The following is a 19,535-nucleotide window of genomic DNA, read 5'->3' as shown; positions in this document are numbered from 1 at the left end:
CAGATGTTTGAATATTGGCAGACCTGCGCCACCCAGTGCAAGTATTTCGATGCGTTAAAGCAACATAAAAAAACGTCGCAGCGCTAGGCCACGACGTTTTAGAGTTTTGCTACCGACGCTTGGTTCAGTGGCGCTTGGCGGGTGCGCCGTTGGCAACGTAATAGTCGACGTTGGCCCGGGGCAACGGCTCACGCTCCCGAATCCGGTCGGCGATCTTTTCAGCCAGCATGATGGTGGGGGCATTCAGGTTGCCGGTGGGAATCACCGGGAACAAGGAAGCATCGACCACGCGCAAGCCTTCAACGCCGTGGACGCGGCCCTGGCCATCCGTGACTGCCATTTCGTCGTTGCCCATCCGGCAGCTACCACAGGGGTGGTAGGCGGTTTCGGCGTGTTGTTTGACGAAGGCATCGAGTTCGGCATCCGACTGGACGTCGGGGCCGGGGGCGATCTCGCGGCCACGGTATGGATCAAAGGCTGGCTGGGCGATGATGTCGCGGGTCAGGCGAATGGCATCGCGGAACTCTTGCCAGTCTTTGTCCTTGGCCATGTAGTTGAACAGGATACTGGGCGCCGCATGGGGATCTTTTGAGGTCAGGCGAATGCGACCGCGGCTTTCCGAGCGCATGGAGCCGACGTGGGCCTGGAAGCCGTGGGCCTGCACCGCGCTTTTGCCGTTGTAGCTGATCGCGATGGGCAGGAAGTGGTACTGCAGGTTGGGCCACTCTTCCTCATCGCGGCTGCGGATAAAGCCACAGGATTCAAACTGGTTGCTGGCACCGATACCGGTTCCCTTGAACAGCCACTCGGCGCCGATTTTCGGCTGGTTGTACCATTTCAGCGCCGGGTAGAGCGAGATAGGTTCTTTGCACTCGTACTGGATATACATTTCCAGGTGGTCCTGGAGGTTTTCACCCACGCCAGGGAGGTCGTGAACCGTCTCGATATCGAGCTCTTCAAGCAGTGCCGGGTTGCCAATACCCGAACGCTGAAGAATCTGCGGGGAAGCGATAGCACCGCCACACAGCAGCACTTCACGGCGAGCGTAGGCCTGCCGTTTTTCGCCTTTTCGCTCATAGCGAACGCCCACTGCACGCTTGCCCTCGAACTCGATCACATCGGTCACCGCGTGGGTTTCGATGGTCAGGTTGTCGCGCTGCTTGGCGGTATCCAGGTAGCCACGGGCCGTCGACGCACGCCGACCGTTTGGCGTCACAAAGCGGTCCATGGGGCCGAAGCCTTCCTGCTGATAGCCGTTGACGTCGTCGGTCTCCGGGTAACCCGCCTGTTTGCCTGCCTCGATAAAGGTGCGATAAAGCGGGTTGTTGTCCGCCTTTGGGGTTGTCACGCTGACGGGGCCATCGCCGCCGTGATAATCGTTAGGCCCGATATCGCGGCTTTCACTTTTCTTGAAGTAGGGCAGGCAGCTTAGGTAATCCCAGTCTTCGAGGCCGGGTTGTTTGGCCCAGTTGTCGTAATCAAGGGCGTTGCCGCGGATATAGCACATGCCGTTGATCAGCGAGGAGCCGCCCAGCCCCTTGCCACGGCCACACTCCATCCGGCGGCCGTCCATATGCGGCTCCGGGTCGGTTTCAAATGCCCAGTTGTAGCGTTTGCCCTGCAGCGGGAAAGCCAGGGCAGCGGGCATTTGGGTACGAAAATCAAAGCGATAGTCAGGGCCGCCTGCTTCCAGCAGCAGCACGCTGACGTTACTGTCTTCGGTAAGGCGAGTAGCAAGCACATTGCCTGCCGAACCTGCACCGATAATGATGTAATCAAATTCGCGTGGTTGAGACATCAGTGTTTCCCTGGTCAAGTTGGTAATGAGCTAAGTAATTGAAAGCGTTGTTTCAGGGATTAAAACACTGACTCGAACGGGCCCATCTCGATCTGTACGGACTTGGTCTGGGTATAGTGGTTGAGCGTCTCGACACCGTTTTCGCGGCCAATGCCCGACTCTTTATAGCCGCCTACCGGCATTTCAGACGGTGACTCGCCCCAGGTGTTGACCCAGCAGATACCGGCTTCCAGCTGGTGGATCACGCGGTGGGCACGGTTCAGGCTTTCGCTGAAGACGCCAGCGGCGAGGCCATAGGTCGTATCGTTGGCGCGGCGAATCACTTCTGCCTCGTCGTCAAAGGCAAGTACCGACATTACCGGGCCGAAAATCTCTTCGCGCACGATACGCATATCGTCGGTGCAGTCGGTGAAGATGGTCGGCGCCGCCCAGGCGCCATTGGCCCAGTTGCCGGTGTTCCAGTCGTCGCCGCCAATCAGGACCCGTGCGCCTTGTTCTTTGCCCAGGGCAATATAAGAGAGCACTTTTTCCTGATGCTCAAAGCTGACCAGCGGGCCAAAGTTGACGCTGGGATCCAGCGGGTCGCCTGCCTTGATACGCTTGACGCGTTCCACCAGTTTGGCTTCAAAGGCATCTTTAACGCTGCGCTCGACAAATACACGTGTGCCGTTGGTGCAAATCTGGCCGCTGGAGTAGAAGTTGGCCATCATGGCTGCATCGGCGGCGCGGTCGAGGTCGGCATCGGCAAACACGATCAGCGGTGATTTGCCGCCCAGTTCCATGGTGACGTCTTTAAGGGTCGATTCGGCAGCCGCGGACATGACCTTCTTGCCGGTACCGGCTTCCCCGGTAAACGACACCTTGTCGATACCTGTATGCGCGGTGAGCATGGCGCCTACGCGGCCATCGCCCTGTACCACGTTGAACACGCCGTCGGGGAGGCCCGCTTCGGTGAAGATTTCGGCAAGCTTCATGGTGGTGAGCGGGGTTACTTCACTGGGCTTGAACACGATCGCGTTACCTGCCGCCAGCGCGGGGGCGGCTTTCCAGCAGGCAATCTGGATAGGGTAGTTCCATGCCCCGATGGCTCCGATGACCCCCAGCGGCTCGCGGCGGGTATAGACAAAGGAGCTATCGCGAAGGGGAATCTGGCTGCCTTCAATCGCGGGGGCCAAACCGGCGTAGTATTCAAGCGCATCAGCACCGGTCACGATATCGACGCTTGCGGTTTCGCTGATCGGCTTGCCTGTGTTGAGCGTCTCAAGCTCAGCCAGTTCGTCATTGCGCTCTCTCAGAATGGCAACGGCACGCAGTAAAATGCGCGAGCGTTCCATCCCGGTCATCGCGGCCCATTCGCGCTGGCCGTGGCGGGCGGCTTCAACTGCGCTGTCGACGTCGGCCTGGCTTGCCTGGCCGACGGTTGCCAGCAGGCTGCCATCGAAGGGGTTGGTGATGGTAAACGTATCGCCTGAGGTGGCATCAACCCGGCGACCATTGATGTAAAGAGGCTGTATGTCTTGAGCGGCCATGATGGTCTCCTTAATAAGTTTCGGTCATGGAGGCACGTGGTTGGCATCCATGGTAAGCAAGTAGCTGGTCTAGATAGTTATGGGCCAGGTGCCGGGCCTCGTCGGCATCCAGACCTTCGGGGGTAAGGGCACCGCGTAGCCAAAGGCCGTCAATCATGGCGGCCAGCCCCCGAGCCGCGTTGCGAGCATCCGCCCGCGGCATTACCTGGCGAAACTGGTGGCATAAATTAGTGTACAGGCGACGGTCATTGACATTTTGCAAGCGTTGCAGCATCGGTTTGTGCATGCTGCTTGCCCAGAAAGCGAGCCAGGTCTTGGCGGCCGGGCCGGTGACCTGAGTTCGGTCGAAGTTGCCTTCAATAATCGCGCCAATGTGGGCGCGGGGCGTGTTGTCTTCCAACGCGTGCCTACGCATGGAAATGGCGTGGTTAAGGTCGGTCAGAATTTGCCGCATGGTGGCTTCCAGCAAGCCATCCTTGCCACCGAAATAGTGGCTGATAATGCCCGCTGACACCCCTGCGTGGCGGGCAATCCGCATGACAGTGGCTTCCGCCAACCCAACCTCGTCAATAGCCGCCATGGTGGCGTTGATTAGCTGCTCGCGGCGTATTGGTTCCATTCCAACCTTAGGCATGGCTATCTCCTGTCGCGTTGAATGCCTATCCACCCATAACCTTGAAAAACGACGGTAGGCATGATTACCTAACAATGATGGCATTTTTTTATTGAACGTTCAATCAATAAAAAGGTGTTAGTTCCCGCTTCGATATCAATACGGGGCGGATGATCGATAATCTGATGAAAAGGGGACGCTGAATGAAGAAAGCACATTTGAGCATGATGGGGGCGGTTGTCGTCACGGCGGGATTTCCTTCTCTGGCGATGGCTAACGAATGCAGCATGGTTCGCTTTGCAGAGGTAGGCTGGACCGACATTACCGCCACTACGGCGCTTGCCAGCGAAGTGCTTGAAGGCATGGGCTACGATACACGCGTGGATACCGTGTCGGTGCCCATTGCTTACTCAGGCATGGAAAACGGTGATTTTGATGTCTTCTTGGGCAACTGGATGCCGTCAATGGCCTCAATCAGCGACCCTTACGTTGAAAAGGGCACCGTTGATCGTCTTGTTGCCAACCTTGAAGGTGCCAAATACACCCTGGCAGTGCCGCAGTATGTGTACGATGCAGGCGTCACGTCGGTTGAAGATCTGGCCGAGCATGCCGACCAGTTCGACCAGCAACTGCACGGTATTGAAGCCGGCAACGACGGCAACGAGTTGATCCAGCAGATGATTGACGACGATGCCTTCGGTCTTGGCGACTGGCAACTGGTCGACTCCAGCGAGGCCGGGATGCTGGCCGAGCTGCGGGCGCGGGTGCCCAACGAAGACTGGATGGTGTTCCTGGGTTGGGAGCCACACCCCATGAACACCAACTTTGACATGGCGTACCTTGAAGGGGCAGGTGACTACTTCGGCCCTGATCTGGGTGGCGCAACGGTGTATACCAACACCCGTGGTGGTTACGTGGAAGAGTGCCCCAACGTCGGTGAACTGCTCAACAACATGACGTTCACGCTCGAGATGGAAAACCAGCTGATGGGCGAAATTATGGACGATGGCGAAGATCCCCGTGATGCCGCGCGTGCTTACCTGCAGGAGAATGACGAACTGCTAGGCGAGTGGTTGGCGGGTGTGGAAACCATCGACGGCGAGCCTGCTGAAGAAGCGGTGCGTAACGCACTGCAATAAAACGGTGCCTGGGGCAAAAGGCAGGTCGATAACGGCTTGCCTTTTGCCATCAAGGTAGGCACAATGCGTCTCCGCTGATGTCGGAAAGGCTACGTAGCTCAGTTGGTTAGAGCACATCACTCATAATGATGGGGTCCCCTGTTCAAATCAGGGCGTAGCCACCACTCAGCGTAGGCGGATTCGCAAACGAGTCAGCCGTCATGGTGGCCCCTTAGGTCCTCCCGCAACGCTAAACTGCAAACCCCGCCAGGCCCGGAAGGGAGCAACGGTAGTGGTGGATGCGTGTGCCGGGATGTGGCTTTTGGGGCCGCCTCCATTTCTAGGCCCTCCGTAGTTTTTATACCCCCTCCTATTGGTTGATTTTCAGTCGGTTTGTACGCCAGACGGCAACGCCTTGTGTCTAAGAGATAAGTTGCCTCCCTTGTTTGTCTTCATTTGGCACATCCTTGATGGTTGATTAAGTCTCGCGAGCGGATGGATAACGCTTTAGCGTGTGCACCACGTTTAGAGCGTCGCTCGATTTGTGCCAGACCTCACGGTACCTTGGCCATCTTGCCGGTACGATTGTTGGCGACAAGAGGCTTCTATGAAAAAAACGCTAGCGTTACTGGGGCGCTGGGCAGCGTTGTTGATCTTGCTGCTAGGGGTCCTGTTGGCTGGTCCGGTGTGGATGCTGGCCAGTGACCAGATCGTGACCGAAGCGCATTGGTCGGCGCTTGATCGCTCATCGGCGAATATTGCCCCGTCGCCTGAGGATGTTTCGGAGGCGGTGGTGCAGGTTTACGCCGCCCGTGCATACAACTGGCGAGGTGCCTTCGGGGTTCATGCCTGGATTGCCACCAAGGCGCAAGACGCTGACTACTACCGTTTGCACCAGGTATTGAGTTGGCGTCGACCTACGGTGGTATCGTCGATCGACATGCCTGATCGCTTTTGGTTTGGCAACTCACCTGAGCTGCTGGCGGATTACCGCGGCGAGCAGGCGCAGGCCATGATTCCCCGGATTGACGATGCGGTGGCACGCTTTCCCTATGTTGACCTGTATCGCGTCTGGCCCGGCCCCAACAGCAATAGCTTTATTGCCTGGGTGGCTCGGGAAGTGCCGGGGTTTGACGTCTCCCTGCCGATTACGGCGATTGGTAAAGACTACCTGTTTGACAATGTCTTCGCCCCTGTACCAAGTGGCACCGGTTACCAGTTTTCACTGGGTGGCGTGGTGGGGGTGCTTGTCGCCCGGGAAGAAGGTGTTGAGGTGAATGTGCTCGGGCTTGGCGTGGGGGTCGATATCATGCGGCCGGCGATCAAGCTGCCGGGTATCGGCCGGTTGGGCATGCCCGCCGGGGTCATGGGGAATCATTGATTGCCAGTGCGCTTGTTGCCTGTCCTGCTGCAGGCAGGCAGAAAAGATGATAATGGTGTATGCTTTTTGCAGAGACATTTATAGATTTTTTGTATTTGCAGAACAGGGCCATGGGATGACGATGCAAACGGCAAGCGAACTGGCTCACAATAAGGCAGCGGCAGCGGTAGGGCTGAAAGCCGCGGTGCGTATTCTGGATAAGTGGCGGGCGACCGGTGAGCAGGGGGAGGCCATTTTGCGCGTCTCCCACAGCACCTATGCCCGAGCGCGCCGTGGTGATGTGGCTGAAATCAAGCTCGACAGCGATCAACTCACGCGAATTAGCTATCTGCTCAATATTCATGCGGCATTACGCATGCTGTTTGAGAACCCCGAGAACCTGTATGGATTTGTCTCGATGGCCAACCACAACCCCTACTTCAACGGCCGTACGCCGCTTGACGTCATAAGTAGTGGTGATTTTGCCGCGCTTTACGAGACCTTCAAACGTATCGATAGCCTGCGGGGTGCCCAGTGGTAACGCCTGAGGAGCTGCCTGCATGTGCCGCAAAACGGGTCGAGAGTTACCGCTTGGTCAACAGCAAGTTTCCACCCATCGAGCTGTTTGACGATGTAGCAGATGTCGAGGAGTTTGAAGCGCTCTACGCGCTTCAGGCATTAACCAATCCACGCTTGCGAAACGAGGTCGGCGATCTGGGGCTTTTGCCCATTGAAGATATTCCCTTTGGTATTCGCGGCTGCTCTTATGCCACCGCACCCTTTACCCACGTCAACCCCAATGGCTCACGCTTCAGCGACGGCAGCTTTGGCGTACTGTATGTTGCCGATTCGCTGAGCGCCGCGATTGCGGAGGTAAAATACCACCAGCAAGCGTACTGGCAGAAAGTGCCGTCATTGCACTATGAGCGCTTCGTTTTCAGAGGCCTGAAATGCGTGTTCGATGAAGGTGGGAGCCGGGATGCATTAGCCTTGGCGCCAACCCATGCCATTTATCGTGCCGACGATTATCAGGCATCGCAGGCGTTGGGTGGGGCCTTGCGACACTCAGCAGCCGTTGGATTGCGTTATCATTCTGTGCGGCACAGCGGAGCCGTCTGCTGGGCGCTGATGACGCCGCGTCATGTCAAACAGGTGATACAGACCACTCACTTTGAAATGATCTGGAACGGTGCCATCGCCCAGGTTAATCGGCTTTCAGCCGTATCCGGGCCGCCAACACAATCGCAAAAACAATCGTGAAAACAATGAAGTGGCTGTTTTATGGCTGATGCTTTTCAGTAAAACGCTGCATGATCGCCAGTGTTTCATCGCTGACGTGATGCTCCATACCTTCCGCATCGATGCGAGCAGTGGTGTCGCGAACGCCCAGGGCGCGGAGGAAGTGCAGCACAATATCATGTCGGGCGCGTGAGGTTTCGGCCATTTTGTGGCCTTCCTCGGTCAAGAAGAGTGACCGATAGGGGCGGCTCGTTACCAGCCCGAGCTCATTCAGGCGTCGTATCATTTTCGACACCGTCGCCTGGCTAACCGCCATGCGGCTGGCGATATCAGCCGCGCGTGCTTCGCCACGATGACGTAAAAGATCCCCGATCAGTTCCACGTAATCTTCTATCAGTTCGGTTTCGTGGGCGTTGCGCACGGTTTCGTACTGTTGCGCGTGCTGCTCTACAGGCGGCAATGCATCGCCACTCAGACGAGAAGTAGGGGGCAATGGCTGCTGTTCGTGATCGCTCATAATGGCTATATAGGTTGGCTATATCAGAGTGAGAAAAAACGTTGATTAGGATGGTAGCGTATTTTTTGGAATAATTGTTAGCCAAGGCTAAACTATTTGCATAATACTTTTTTGTTGAGCTACAGTTGTCGCCAACGCAAGCCTATCACAGTGGAGAGTTGCCATGCGCCAACGAGATATATGGTTATCGTGTACGATCCCTTTCGTTTTTGCTGGTGCCGCGACCGGTGTGCATGCCGACGAGACGACGTCGTCCATCAATGTGGCGGTGACATTTTCGGTATTGGGTGACCTGGTAGAGAGAGTGGCGGGAGACAGCGCCCAGATCTCTGTTCTGACCCCGGTTGATGCCGAAGTGCATGAGTGGGAATTGACCCCTGACAACTTTGCCGCCCTGGAAGACGCCGACGTGGTGTTTTATAACGGCTACCAGCTTGAGCAATGGATGTCGCAGGTCAATGCCACGGTGGATGTCGATACCCCTGTTGTGCCGGTGGCAGAGGCTTCGGGCTATCCCACTCAGAGCATCGTGACCGGTGAAATGGCGGGTGATGTCGATCCCCATTTGTGGATGGACCCGCGCGCTGCAGCGGCCTATGTGCAGGCGATTGCCAATCAGCTTGAAGACGTTCTGCCACACCAGGCCGATGATATTCAACGCCGTGCTGAGGCACTTGAAGCCTCTCTCCACGAGCTTCATCTAGAGCTACAGGAAACCCTTGCTTCGATTCCCGATGAGCGACGCGTTCTGCTTTCCAGCGAAGCGGCGTTTCTTTACTTTGCCGATGCCTACCATTTTGAACACAACGGCATATGGGGCACCAATGCTGAAACGGAAGGCTCGCCGCGCCAGTTGATGCGGGTCATTGACATGATTAACGAGCGCCAACCTGCTGCGCTCTTCTGGGAAAGCACCATCTCTGATCGTCATGTGACGAGTGTGGCAAAGGATACGAATACGCCCGTTGCCGGCCCGCTTTACGTAGACTCGTTGAGTGAGCCTGATGGTGACGCCCCCGATTATTTTGCCATGCTGCGCCACAATGCTGAGCTGTTGCGTCGTCATCTGGTAGACGAGTAAATCATCATGGCCACCATCCCTGATACGCCGACCGCCGCTGTCGAGATCCACGGCCTCCATGCGGCCTACCAGCGTCAGCCGGTATTGGAAGACATCAATCTGACCTTCCCAGCCGGGCTATGGACGGCCATCGTGGGGCCCAATGGCGCTGGCAAATCGACACTTTTTCATGTCCTGACGGGCAACATGAAGCCGCTGCGCGGCACCGTGCATGCCTTTGGTCACCCGATTGCCGAGCACCGCCGCGCGGGTCATATTGCCTACATGGCCCAGCGTGAGGCCATCGAATGGGACTTTCCTGTCTCTGTCTGGGAAACGGTGATGGGCGGGCGCTTTGGTCATATGCGTAGGGATGCTTGGTGGCGACGCTATATGCCCGCGCGCTGGTATCACCCGCGTCACGGCGACGCTGTGCGTGATGCCTTGGCCGCTGTCGATATGCTGGGGTTTTCGGACCGGCCGATTGGCGCGCTTTCCGGCGGGCAGAAAAAACGCGTACTTCTCGCCCGGGCGCTTGCGCAGCAGGCGCGTATTCTGCTTCTGGATGAACCCCTTGCCGGTGTTGATCCTCCCAGCGAGCAGCTAATCCTGGACGTGTTGCGCGGTGAGAGGGAGCAGGGTAAGACGGTGATCATGGTGACCCATGATATGCCCAGTGCGCGGCGCTACGTTGACCATGTCGTACTGATCAATCGCGTGATTCGTGGGGCAGGGCGGCCCGACGACATGCTCAGCGACGCTAAACTGGCGGCGCTCGCGATTGCCAGAGTTGAATCGACGGCGCGCGAGATGGCCCCAGCTGCAAGCCCCCTATCCACTGCTTTGGACCGATAAGGAGTCGCCGCATGATAGAGCTTTTAGACGCCTTCGGCACTGCGCTGGTGAATGGCTTGATGAATGCGCTCATGGTAGTGGTCAACCTGCTGCCGGATACACTATCGGACGCCTTTCAGTACCGCTTCATGCAGCGCGCCCTCCTGACCTCGGTGATGGTGGGGGCGATTTGCGGTCTGCTTTCCTGCTATGTGGTTCTCAAACGTTGGTCACTGCTGGGCGATGCCATCTCTCACGCGGTGCTACCCGGCGTAGCGATTGCCTACCTGCTCGGCTGGCCGTTCTTTATCGGCGCTTTCATTACCGGGGCGCTGACCTCCATAGGCATCGGGGCTATCGAACGGCATACCCGAATCAAGTCAGATGCTGCCATGGGGTTGATGTTCACGGCGGCCTTTGCGCTGGGGATCGTTATCATCAGCAAGATTGCCTCCAGTACTCACCTGATGCACATTCTGTTTGGCAACGTGCTGGGCGTCCGGGAGTCTGCGCTGTTACTGACGCTGGTCGCCAGTATCATTGCGTTGTTGGCGGTATGGCTATTTTTTCGTCCGCTGTTGCTCTACGCCTTTGACCCCCAGCAGGCGCAGGCGCTCGGCTTCAACACCAGCGTGATCCACTACGGGCTGATCTTGCTGCTGACACTGACCATTGTGGCAAGCCTTGAAACGGTGGGGATCATCCTGGTGGTGGCCATGTTGATTACCCCTGGCGCAACGGCCCATCTGTTGACCGACCGTTTTCGTACCATGATGCTGATATCCGTGTCGGTAGGTGTCAGCTCCGCGGTGGTCGGGCTCTGGTTGTCGGCGATGCTGGATGTCGCCTCGGGCGGCACGATCGTGCTGGTGGCCACTGGCTGGTTCTTTATGGCGTTATTGCTGTCACCCAAGTATGGGGTGCTGGCCCGTCAGTGGCGACGCTGGCGAATGGGCTAATCTGTCCCTCAAAACGTGGTTGGCGCAGTAGACTGCAGGCTTTCCCAGGTTTTTTCGGCGATACCGATACAGGCACCGGCCATCAGCAAGTAGGTTTGGTCAGCGCCAGCTGCCATCAAGGGGGCTTCTTCATCGGGGTAGTTGATACCGGCAATGATCGTACCTTTAAAACCCGCTTTACGAAGCTGGCGAGTGGCAAAGAGCTTACTCTCAGTGTTGGGCGTTGCTAGCATCACGGCTTCAAGAGCATGAATATCCAGGTGCGACCAGAAGGCGATATCTTCGACATCGGCATAGCGTATATCGCGCTGGGATGCCGCTACTTTATTCGGGTCAGAATCAATACCGACCACCCGCAAATGGTTCTCAACGAAAAAGTCGTAGGCGGCACTGCCGGTCCGGCCCATGCCAATCACCATCATTTTAGCATCGCCGAGGGTGACGGGCTGCTCATCGGGATGACGTAAATGACGCTCAAAGCGCGTCAGGCCGACTTCGTAACGATCAAACAAGGCGTGGGCGACTCGGTTGAGCGGTGCTGAGATGATAAATGAAAGCGCCACTGTCAGTGCCAGCGGTACTAGCCACTCTTCCAAGAGGCTGGACGCCACGATCAGGCCGAACTCGCTGTAGGCTGTTAGGCTGAGGCTCCCCAAAAAAGCGCTACGGGCCCGGATCTTGAAAATAACCAGAAGGGCAAAAAACAGCGCGGTTTTTAGCGGCAATAGTATCGCCATCACGCCAACGAAGATCAGTGCGTTAGCGTCGGGTAGGCCCGACATGCCGATCTGCAGGAAAAAGCTGATCAGCAGTATTTCCTTGAGCCCCCATAGCGCCTTGGACATTTCCTGGGCACGTGGATGCTTGGCCAGCAATAGCCCCATCACCAGAGCGCCCACTTCGCCGCTAAGCCCCACGACATCAAATCCCATGCCGCCGATGGCAATGGCCAACACCGCTCCCATTAGTACCAGCATTTCATCGTGCTGGGCAATGCTCATCAGCCAGTAAAGCACCGGTCGTAGTAGCGGCAGCGCCAGTATCCAAAGTGCCCACCATGAGGGAGATTGACCGCTGTAAATGCTGATGGCGGCCAATGCCACCAGATCCTGGATAATCAGGATGCCGATCGCCAGTCGCCCATGCAGCGCCCGCAATTCTCTTTTGCCTTCAAGCACCTTGGCAGCCAGTACCGTGCTGGAAAACGATAGCGCAATGGACAGCAGAATGGCGGTATCGAGTGCCAGGCCCATAAAGACCACAAAGCCGGCAGTGAAAATAAACGTCGTGATGATGAGGTGTATAAAAGCACCGCCCAGCACGGCAGGCTCGACGAGGTTTTTTAGGTTGAGTTTCAAGCCAATGGTGAATAACAGCAGCAATACGCCCAGATGCGCCAGGTGTTCGAGCAACGGGCCGGCCTCGTTCGGTAAACCCAGATAGGGCCCGGAAAAGCTAAGCGCAAAACCGGCCGTTAAAAAGCCCACCAGTGGGGGCAGGCTGAGTTGGCGAGCGGCAATCCCGAAGATAAACGCAAACGATAAACTAATAACTTCAAACATGCACAATCCCTAGCGTACGGAACGGACGGGTTATTTTCTTACTCGCCAATGTTTTTGCATTTCAATAAAGGTGAACGACGCCGACCAGGTGATCAAGACAAAACCGGTGAGTGCCAGGGTGCCGTAGAGGAAGCGGGTCGGGCCGGTGGCATAGATATCACCGTAGCCAACCGTGGTGTAGGTGACGGCCGCGAAGAATATATGATCCAGGAGGTTGAAAACGCTATAGCCGTTTAATGCGCCGATACCCTGCAGCTCGACCAACCACCACCCCGTAAGCCCAAACAGCCAGATTTCGGCGATGTGGGTCATCAGCACGCCGAATGCCATGGCCAGAATGCGCTGACGGTGGGGTCTGTGTGATCGCTCAATCTGGCGGGAAATAAGCCAGAGGGCTTCATAGTGCAGCAGAACCGCGAGTACGACAGCGATGGAGGTGGTGACGACCACTAATACGTGTTCGGGGTACGGAATGGTCACGTAAAGCTGGGCCCGTGGTTGTTGACGCTGGATAGGGCAATACTATCACATGCGCGCGGTTATTTTAGAAGCTGCCAAACAGCGTGCCCAGTGCAATCACGCTGATCAGTGCGGCAACCGGCAGCACGATGGTGACCATGGCAACATGCCCATAGGACTGGCGGTGGGTGAGACCACATATGGTCAGCAGCGTAATGACCGCCCCGGAGTGTGGCAGCGTATCCATGCCGCCGGCGGCCAGCGTTGCCACCCGGTGCATGAGTTCAGGGTCGATGCCGGCTTCCAGGGCCATTGCGAGATATTCGCTGCCCAGTGTTTCAAGTGCAATGGATAAACCGCCTGAGGAAGAGCCGGTAAGGCCCGAAAGCACGCTCATCGCCATGGCCTCGGAAATTAAGGGGTTGCCCGGGAAGGCGTTGAGTACCGCATCACGAATGGCGGTAAAACCGCTAAGGCCAGCAATCACGGCGCCATAGCCAACGACGGAGGCCGTGTTGAATATGGGGGATAATGAGTCGAAGCAGCCTTTGTTCACTGTGCTTTTCAAATCAGTCCAATCTCTCCAGCGGCTTATGACAAGCCAGGTTGAAGCACTTAGCAAGGCAATCAGGACCGCCCACAGCCCCGTCTGACGACTGGGCGTTACCCCTTCAAATTCATCGCTGATGAAGCTTAAATCCAGTGACGGAAAAATGAAGTAGGTGAATAGCGCATTCAGGCCAATCACCATGCATAAGGGCGCAATGGCCAAGATCAGAGGCATGTCAGGTGTGGGGCTTGATGTATCCAGGTCAACGGTCTCTTGCTCCTTGTGCTGCCCGTAACCCTCGGCGTTTGCTGCCGCGCGTTTAACCTGAAGTAACAGGTAAAGCATTCCCAGGCCTAGCATGATAAGACCCGCGATAATCCCCAAGCCGGGAGCAGCAAAGCTGTTGGTTTCGTAATAGGGAATAGGAATTGCGTTCTGAATGGCCGGTGTGCCCGGAAGCGCCGTCATCGTAAAGGTGAACGAGCCCAAGGCAATAGTGCCTGGAATGAGTCGTTTAGGGATGTCGGTACGGTAAAACAATTCGCGGCTGATGGGGTAAATGGCAAAGGCAACCACAAACAGCGATACACCGCCGTAGGTGAGGATGGCGCAGGCCATCACGACGGTTAATACCACGTGCTGGGTACCCAGCTTATTGACGATGGCGTTGGCAATTGTCTGAGCGGCGCCCGAATCCGACATGAGTTGCCCAAACAGGGCGCCCAGGAAAAACAGCGGAAAAAACTGGATGGTAAAGTTGCCCAGTGCTCCCATGAAAGTGTTGGTGTAAATGGGCAGCAGATATGCAGCGTCTCCCGAAAGAATAACGGCGAGTGCCGCCATAAGTGGTGCCAGGAGCAAGACAGTGAGTCCACGGTAAGCAAGCAAGATGAGCAGTATTAACGAAACGATAATGGCGAAAGTGCTCATGGGGGCTCCCGGAGAAATTTAACGGACAAAGGTAAGCGAAAACTAAATAGTAGGCAGCATGTTGCAAGGCAGCAATAGGTTTTAGAAAGAGTGGAAATCACTTGATTTGGCAATATATCTGGCAAGTGGCACCGCGAGCAGGTGTTTTATTTGATAAAATCCCGCGTTTTATCGCTTACCACTTCACTGCCCTGCTTTAGGAAGATTGATGAACGCTGTAATTATTGCCGTACTTGTGATGGTCGCGCTCTCGCTTGCGCGGGTGTCGGTTGTGTTTGCCCTTATCGTGGGCGCGTTAGTGGGCGGGCTCGTCGGTGGGCTCTCATTGGATCAGACGCTCGAGGCGTTCAACGATGGTGTGGGCGGCGGTGCCCAGGTGGCGCTTGCCTATGCAACGCTGGGCGCCTTTGCTGTCGCGATTTCCCGCTCGGGCCTGCCAGACATGCTGGCCAAGGTGCTGATCAGGATGCTGGGAAAAGAAACCCATACGGCCAACCAAAATAGCGTGAAGTGGGTGCTGTTGGCCGCCATCGTGCTGGTCGCGGTTCTTTCCCAGAATGCAATCCCCGTGCATATCGCCTTTATTCCGGTGTTGATTCCGCCTCTGCTGGTGGTCATGAACCGTCTGCGGCTTGACCGTCGCGCGGTGGCCTGTGCGCTGACCTTCGGCTTGACGGCCCCTTACATGCTGCTGCCCGTTGGCTTTGGCGCGATCTTTCTCAACGATATCCTGCTGGCCAACCTGAATAGCGCGGGCGAGCCGCTGGGCCTGGAAATCTCACGCGAGATGCTGCCCATGGCGATGGCGATCCCCGTCGTCGGGATGCTGATGGGCTTAATCGTGGCGCTAACCTTCAGCTATCGCGGTCGGCGCGACTATGACGCCAAACCGTTAGCGAACACCTCGGCAGGGCATTCGGCGACGCCCGCCACGCCACACAGGCTTGGGCTGGTCATGTCGGGGGTCGCCATTGTGGCCGCTCTAGGGCTTCAGCTTTATAGCGGCTCGATGATACTGGGCGGCCTGGTAGGGATCGGGCTGCTGTCGCTGGGTGGCATCTTTAAATGGCGCGAGGCCGACGACTTGTTCACCAGCGGGATGCGCATGATGGCGTTGATCGGCTTTATCATGATTTCGGCGGCCGGTTTTGCGGAAGTCATGAAAACCACCGGCGATATCGATACGCTTGTCGCGAGTGCGGTCGACCTGTTTGGTGATAATCGCGGCTTGGCCGCCCTGGTCATGTTGCTAGTCGGGCTGTTCATCACGCTGGGCATCGGCTCGTCATTTTCGACGATTCCCATTATTGCGGCTATTTTTGTGCCGCTGGCGGTTCAGTTCGGCTTCTCGCCCATGGCGACTGTCGTGCTGGTGGGCACCGCGGCGGCCCTGGGGGATGCGGGCTCGCCGGCATCCGACTCAACGCTTGGCCCAACCGCGGGGTTGAACGTGGATGGTCAGCACGATCATATGTGGGACAGCGTGGTCCCCACCTTCCTGCACTTCAACCTGCCGCTGATCGGCTTTGGCTGGCTGGCGGCGATGATGCTTTAAGCATCCAGGGCAAGACATCCAGCCAGGACAGTCAGGTTCGGCTTGCAACTCAGCGGGTACGCCCCCACCTAGAAGAGTGTTAAGCGGAGTTTTGAACGCATCACGCTAGGAGAATTTAGATGAGCAAGCGTATTTTGATAGTACTGACGTCGCATGATCAGCTGGGTGATACCGGCGAAAAGACCGGTTTCTGGCTGGAAGAGCTTGCCGCGCCTTACTATGTGTTCAAGGACGCCGGGGCCGAAGTGACATTGGCCTCACCGAAAGGGGGGCAGCCGCCGCTTGATCCAAAAAGCGATGCCGAAGATGGGCAGACCGATGAAACGCGGCGCTTCAAGCAGGATGAGCAGGCCAATGCTGCCCTGGCGGCGACGCATCGCCTGAGCGATATGAAGGCGGATGACTTTGATGCCGTGTTCTATCCGGGCGGCCACGGCCCGTTGTGGGATCTGGTCGATGATAAAGATTCTATCAACCTGATCGAAACCTTTATCGCACAAGGCAAGCCGGTAGCTTCGGTCTGCCATGCGCCGATTGTGCTCGTCAATGCGAAAGGCACGAACGGCGAACCATTGGTGAAAGGCCGTGAAGTGACCGGCTTTACCAACGGTGAAGAAGCGGCCGTGGGGCTGACGGATGTCGTGCCTCATCTGGTGGAAGACGCGCTTCAGCAGTGTGGCGGTATTTACAGCAAGGCAGACGACTTTACGCCTTATGTGCGTGAGGATGGCCAGTTGATTACCGGCCAAAACCCGCCTTCCTCAGCGGCGACCGGTAAAGCGCTGATGGCGTGGTTGGCCCGTTAATCAGCGTTACGCCCACAATCAGCCAGCGGTATAGACACAAACGGCGAGCTCAAGCTCGCCGTTTTTTTGGGTATGTATAACGGACCTTGCACGATGGGCCTGTGTGGCTCGAGTTATCGATCAGGCAAGTGGGATTCGAAAGCGCTTAGCAGGCCGCGCAGCAGGGAAAGCTCCTTGCGACTCGGCTGAGCGCGGGTAAACAGCGCCTGCAGCTGTTCCTCTGTGCGCGCATGCGGCTGGGTAATAAAGCCGCTTTGTTGCATCAGTCGCCCCAAGTGCGCCTGAAAGTGCAAGAACTGCTCGCGGCTCGGCGGCGTGGTCTCCGTCGGCTGCTGATAAATATAGTCGCTGTCGTCGCGCCTGCGCCATGCCCGGTGGACTTCGTAGGCAAGGATCTGTACGGCTTGAGAAAGGTTTAAAATGCCGTAGTCAGGGTTGGCGGGAATGCTCACCTGATGCGTGCAGCAGCGAATCTCGTCGTTGGTCAACCCTGAGCGTTCACGGCCAAACACCAGTGCTACCGGCGCATGCTGCGCGTTCTGGGTGACCGCCTGGGCCATGTCGTCGGGTTCTTCAAAATGGGGCAGGGGGAGGCTGCGCAGCCGCGCGCTGGCGCCTACTACCTGAACGCAGTCGCTCAAAGCCTCGTTGAGCTGCGTGACCACCTGGGCGTTGTCGAGGACATCGGTGGCGCCCGCGGCAAGGCGGGTAGCCTCGTCGTCAGGGAATTGCCGCGGATTGACCAGCACCAGGTTCGTCAAGCCCATGGTTTTCATGGCTCGGGCGGTGGCACCAATGTTGCCTGGATGGAAGGTTTGCACCAGCACAATGCGGATATTGGAAAGCACGGTGATAAAGCAGCCTGAATAGCGGTATAAGAAAATGTGATGTTAACACGCTTTTAACGACAAGAACCCCGCACAGGGCGGGGTTCTTGATGACGGCAGGCCGTCAGAGCGGAAAGGCTCGGGGGGGGGGCAATTACATCATGCCGCCCATGCCTCCCATTCCGCCCATGCCACCCATATCCGGGGCAGCTTCTTTCTCGTCCGGATCGTCGGCGATCATGCACTCGGTGGTGATCATCAGGCCGGCAACGGAGCCCGCAGACTGCAGCGCGGAACGCGTTACCTTGGCCGGATCGAGGACGCCCATTTCGAACAGGTCGCCGAACTCGCCGGTCTGCGCGTTGTAGCCGAAGTTGCCTTCAGCGTCTTTTACGCGGTTGATGATCACAGCCGGTTCTTCGCCAGCGTTGCTGACGATCTGGCGCAGCGGCGACTGCAGGGCGCGCAGTGCCATGTTGATGCCGTGGTTCTGGTCTTCGTTATCACCGGTCAGGCCCTGTACCTTGGCCATGACGCGAACCAGTGCGGTACCACCACCCGGCACAACGCCTTCTTCAACGGCGGCGCGAGTTGAATGCAGCGCATCTTCAACGCGTGCTTTCTTCTCTTTCATTTCCACTTCGGTGGCCGCACCGACGCGGATAACCGCAACGCCGCCTGCCAGTTTGGCAACCCGCTCTTGCAGTTTCTCTTTGTCGTAGTCGGAAGACGTGTCTTCGATCTGGGTGCGAATCTGACCTACACGGGCTTCGATATCGGCTTCAACACCAGCGCCATCGATGATGGTGGTGTTTTCCTTGGTCATGGTCATGCGCTTGGCAGTACCCAGGTGATCCAGGTTCGCCTGCTCGAGGGTCAGACCAACTTCTTCGGAAATCACGGTGCCGTTGGTGAGGATCGCGATATCCTGAAGCATCGCCTTGCGACGATCGCCAAAGCCGGGAGCCTTGGTGGCCGCAACTTTGACGATGCCGCGCATGTTGTTCACGACCAGCGTGGCCAGTGCTTCGCCTTCGATGTCTTCGGCAACGATGGCAAGCGGCTTGCCTTGCTTGGCAACGGCTTCGAGGACCGGCAGTAGTTCGCGGATGTTGGAGATCTTCTTATCCACCAGCAGGATGTAAGGATCTTCCAGTTCCACGGACATGGTGTCTTGGTTGGTCACGAAGTAGGGCGACAGGTAGCCACGATCGAACTGCATGCCTTCGACGACTTCCAGCTCGTCTTCGAAACCACGACCTTCGTCAACGGTGATGACGCCTTCTTTGCCGACTTTTTCCATCGCCTCGGCAATGATCTCGCCGATACGCTTGTCGCCGTTGGCGGAGATGGTGCCTACCTGGGCAATGGACTTGGTGTCGGTGCAGGGCACAGACATCGCCTGGATTTCCTTGACCGCTGCGGTGACGGCCTGGTCGATGCCGCGCTTGAGGTCCATCGGGTTCATGCCGGCGGTCACGCCTTTCAGGCCTTCCGCAATGATGGCCTGGGCCAGCACGGTCGCGGTGGTAGTACCGTCACCTGCCACGTCAGACGTTTGCGAGGCGACTTCCTTGACCATCTGGGCGCCCATGTTCTCGAACTTGTCTTTCAGTTCGATTTCCTTGGCGACCGATACGCCATCTTTCGTGACGGTGGGTGCACCAAAGGATTTTTCGAGAACGACGTTGCGTCCCTTCGGGCCCAGGGTAACTTTTACTGCGTTGGCAAGAGTGTCAACACCGCGCGCCATGCGCTTGCGAGCATCATCTGAAAACTTGACTTGTTTAGCTGCCATGTTCGTTACTTCCTAATAAAA

The 19,535-nt window shown here is 57.1% G+C and carries 18 protein-coding genes, 1 tRNA gene and 1 other RNA gene; 11 read left to right on the top strand and 9 right to left on the bottom strand.

The features are described from left to right. Nucleotides 1-124: 124 nt before the first annotated feature. The 3 genes from betA to betI are packed head-to-tail and all read right to left on the bottom strand — an operon-like array spanning nt 125 to nt 3,961. The gene (gene betA, locus BMX75_RS15780) at nt 125-1,798 is read right to left on the bottom strand and encodes a choline dehydrogenase (RefSeq protein WP_092829537.1); all 1,674 of its coding nucleotides are present in this window, start codon (nt 1,796-1,798) and stop codon (nt 125-127) included. A 59-nt stretch (nt 1,799-1,857) separates the two neighbouring features. Next, nucleotides 1,858-3,327, bottom strand: a complete 1,470-nt coding sequence (betB, locus tag BMX75_RS15775) for a betaine-aldehyde dehydrogenase (protein WP_092829535.1) — start codon at nt 3,325-3,327, stop codon at nt 1,858-1,860. Nucleotides 3,328-3,337: 10 nt separating this feature from the next. Then, nucleotides 3,338-3,961 (bottom strand): transcriptional regulator BetI, encoded by a 624-nt coding sequence (gene betI, locus BMX75_RS15770; protein WP_175474756.1) that lies wholly within the window; start codon nt 3,959-3,961, stop codon nt 3,338-3,340. A 203-nt stretch (nt 3,962-4,164) separates the two neighbouring features. Between betI and BMX75_RS15765 the strand changes: the two genes are divergently transcribed. The 6 genes from BMX75_RS15765 (at nt 4,165) to BMX75_RS15740 (ending at nt 7,678) form a co-directional block, all read left to right on the top strand. Continuing rightward, a complete protein-coding gene (locus BMX75_RS15765; protein WP_422822080.1) occupies nt 4,165-5,079 on the top strand; it encodes a choline ABC transporter substrate-binding protein in 915 nt (304 codons plus the stop codon). Nucleotides 5,080-5,166: 87 nt separating this feature from the next. Further along, a tRNA-Met gene (locus BMX75_RS15760) sits at nt 5,167-5,243 on the top strand. 46 nt (nt 5,244-5,289) lie between these two features. Continuing rightward, nucleotides 5,290-5,386, top strand: an RNA gene (gene ffs / locus BMX75_RS15755) — signal recognition particle sRNA small type. A gap of 279 nt (nt 5,387-5,665) precedes the next feature. Continuing rightward, nucleotides 5,666-6,439 (top strand): DUF3750 domain-containing protein, encoded by a 774-nt coding sequence (locus tag BMX75_RS15750; protein WP_092829531.1) that lies wholly within the window; start codon nt 5,666-5,668, stop codon nt 6,437-6,439. A gap of 115 nt (nt 6,440-6,554) precedes the next feature. Beyond that, on the top strand, nt 6,555-6,959 hold the full coding sequence (locus tag BMX75_RS15745) for an antitoxin Xre-like helix-turn-helix domain-containing protein (protein WP_245748597.1): 405 nt from the start codon (nt 6,555-6,557) through the stop codon (nt 6,957-6,959). Then, nucleotides 6,953-7,678, top strand: coding sequence for an RES family NAD+ phosphorylase (locus tag BMX75_RS15740; protein ID WP_092829529.1), 726 nt, complete (start codon nt 6,953-6,955; stop codon nt 7,676-7,678). The genes BMX75_RS15745 and BMX75_RS15740 overlap by 7 nt, the downstream gene beginning before the upstream one ends. A 19-nt stretch (nt 7,679-7,697) precedes the next feature. Here BMX75_RS15740 and mntR read toward each other — a convergent pair whose 3' ends face one another. After that, nucleotides 7,698-8,174 carry a manganese-binding transcriptional regulator MntR gene (gene mntR / locus BMX75_RS15735; protein WP_092829527.1) on the bottom strand — a complete coding sequence of 159 codons (477 nt, stop codon included), beginning with the start codon at nt 8,172-8,174 and terminating at the stop codon, nt 7,698-7,700. Nucleotides 8,175-8,337: 163 nt separating this feature from the next. On the opposite strand from mntR, the gene BMX75_RS15730 reads away from it, so the two are divergent. The 3 genes from BMX75_RS15730 to BMX75_RS15720 are packed head-to-tail and all read left to right on the top strand — an operon-like array spanning nt 8,338 to nt 11,027. Then, nucleotides 8,338-9,255, top strand: coding sequence for a metal ABC transporter substrate-binding protein (locus tag BMX75_RS15730; protein ID WP_092829525.1), 918 nt, complete (start codon nt 8,338-8,340; stop codon nt 9,253-9,255). A 6-nt stretch (nt 9,256-9,261) separates the two neighbouring features. Beyond that, entirely contained in the window at nt 9,262-10,089 is an 828-nt protein-coding gene (locus BMX75_RS15725) for a metal ABC transporter ATP-binding protein (RefSeq protein WP_092829523.1), read from the top strand. A gap of 11 nt (nt 10,090-10,100) precedes the next feature. After that, nucleotides 10,101-11,027, top strand: a complete 927-nt coding sequence (locus tag BMX75_RS15720; protein WP_092829521.1) for a metal ABC transporter permease — start codon at nt 10,101-10,103, stop codon at nt 11,025-11,027. 8 nt (nt 11,028-11,035) lie between these two features. On the opposite strand, the gene BMX75_RS15715 is transcribed toward BMX75_RS15720, so the two are convergent. The 3 genes from BMX75_RS15715 to BMX75_RS15705 all read right to left on the bottom strand — a co-directional run bounded on the left by BMX75_RS15715 (nt 11,036) and on the right by BMX75_RS15705 (nt 14,528). Continuing rightward, nucleotides 11,036-12,589 (bottom strand): cation:proton antiporter family protein, encoded by a 1,554-nt coding sequence (locus tag BMX75_RS15715; protein ID WP_092829519.1) that lies wholly within the window; start codon nt 12,587-12,589, stop codon nt 11,036-11,038. A 30-nt stretch (nt 12,590-12,619) separates the two neighbouring features. Next, the gene (locus tag BMX75_RS15710; protein ID WP_092829517.1) at nt 12,620-13,069 is read right to left on the bottom strand and encodes an ion channel; all 450 of its coding nucleotides are present in this window, start codon (nt 13,067-13,069) and stop codon (nt 12,620-12,622) included. Nucleotides 13,070-13,133: 64 nt separating this feature from the next. Further along, a complete protein-coding gene (locus tag BMX75_RS15705; protein ID WP_092829515.1) occupies nt 13,134-14,528 on the bottom strand; it encodes a GntP family permease in 1,395 nt (464 codons plus the stop codon). 208 nt (nt 14,529-14,736) lie between these two features. Here BMX75_RS15705 and BMX75_RS15700 point away from each other — a divergent pair, with 208 nt between their 5' ends. Together BMX75_RS15700 and BMX75_RS15695 are read left to right on the top strand one after the other, a co-directional pair. Beyond that, on the top strand, nt 14,737-16,083 hold the full coding sequence (locus tag BMX75_RS15700; protein ID WP_092829513.1) for a Na+/H+ antiporter family protein: 1,347 nt from the start codon (nt 14,737-14,739) through the stop codon (nt 16,081-16,083). Nucleotides 16,084-16,202: 119 nt separating this feature from the next. Next, nucleotides 16,203-16,889: a type 1 glutamine amidotransferase domain-containing protein gene (locus BMX75_RS15695; protein WP_066320355.1), complete on the top strand. Its 687-nt coding sequence runs from the start codon at nt 16,203-16,205 to the stop codon at nt 16,887-16,889. 113 nt (nt 16,890-17,002) lie between these two features. On the opposite strand, the gene BMX75_RS15690 is transcribed toward BMX75_RS15695, so the two are convergent. Both BMX75_RS15690 and groL read right to left on the bottom strand, forming a co-directional pair. Continuing rightward, nucleotides 17,003-17,737 carry an RNA methyltransferase gene (locus BMX75_RS15690; RefSeq protein WP_092829511.1) on the bottom strand — a complete coding sequence of 245 codons (735 nt, stop codon included), beginning with the start codon at nt 17,735-17,737 and terminating at the stop codon, nt 17,003-17,005. Nucleotides 17,738-17,870: 133 nt separating this feature from the next. Next, nucleotides 17,871-19,514, bottom strand: coding sequence for a chaperonin GroEL (gene groL / locus BMX75_RS15685; RefSeq protein WP_092829509.1), 1,644 nt, complete (start codon nt 19,512-19,514; stop codon nt 17,871-17,873). Between the last annotated feature and the right edge of the window lie 21 nt (nt 19,515-19,535).

The sequence above is a fragment of the Vreelandella subterranea genome (assembly GCF_900111305.1).
GTDB classification, from domain to species: Bacteria; Pseudomonadota; Gammaproteobacteria; order Pseudomonadales; family Halomonadaceae; genus Vreelandella; species Vreelandella subterranea.
This window is presented reverse-complemented; position numbering and strand designations above follow the sequence as displayed.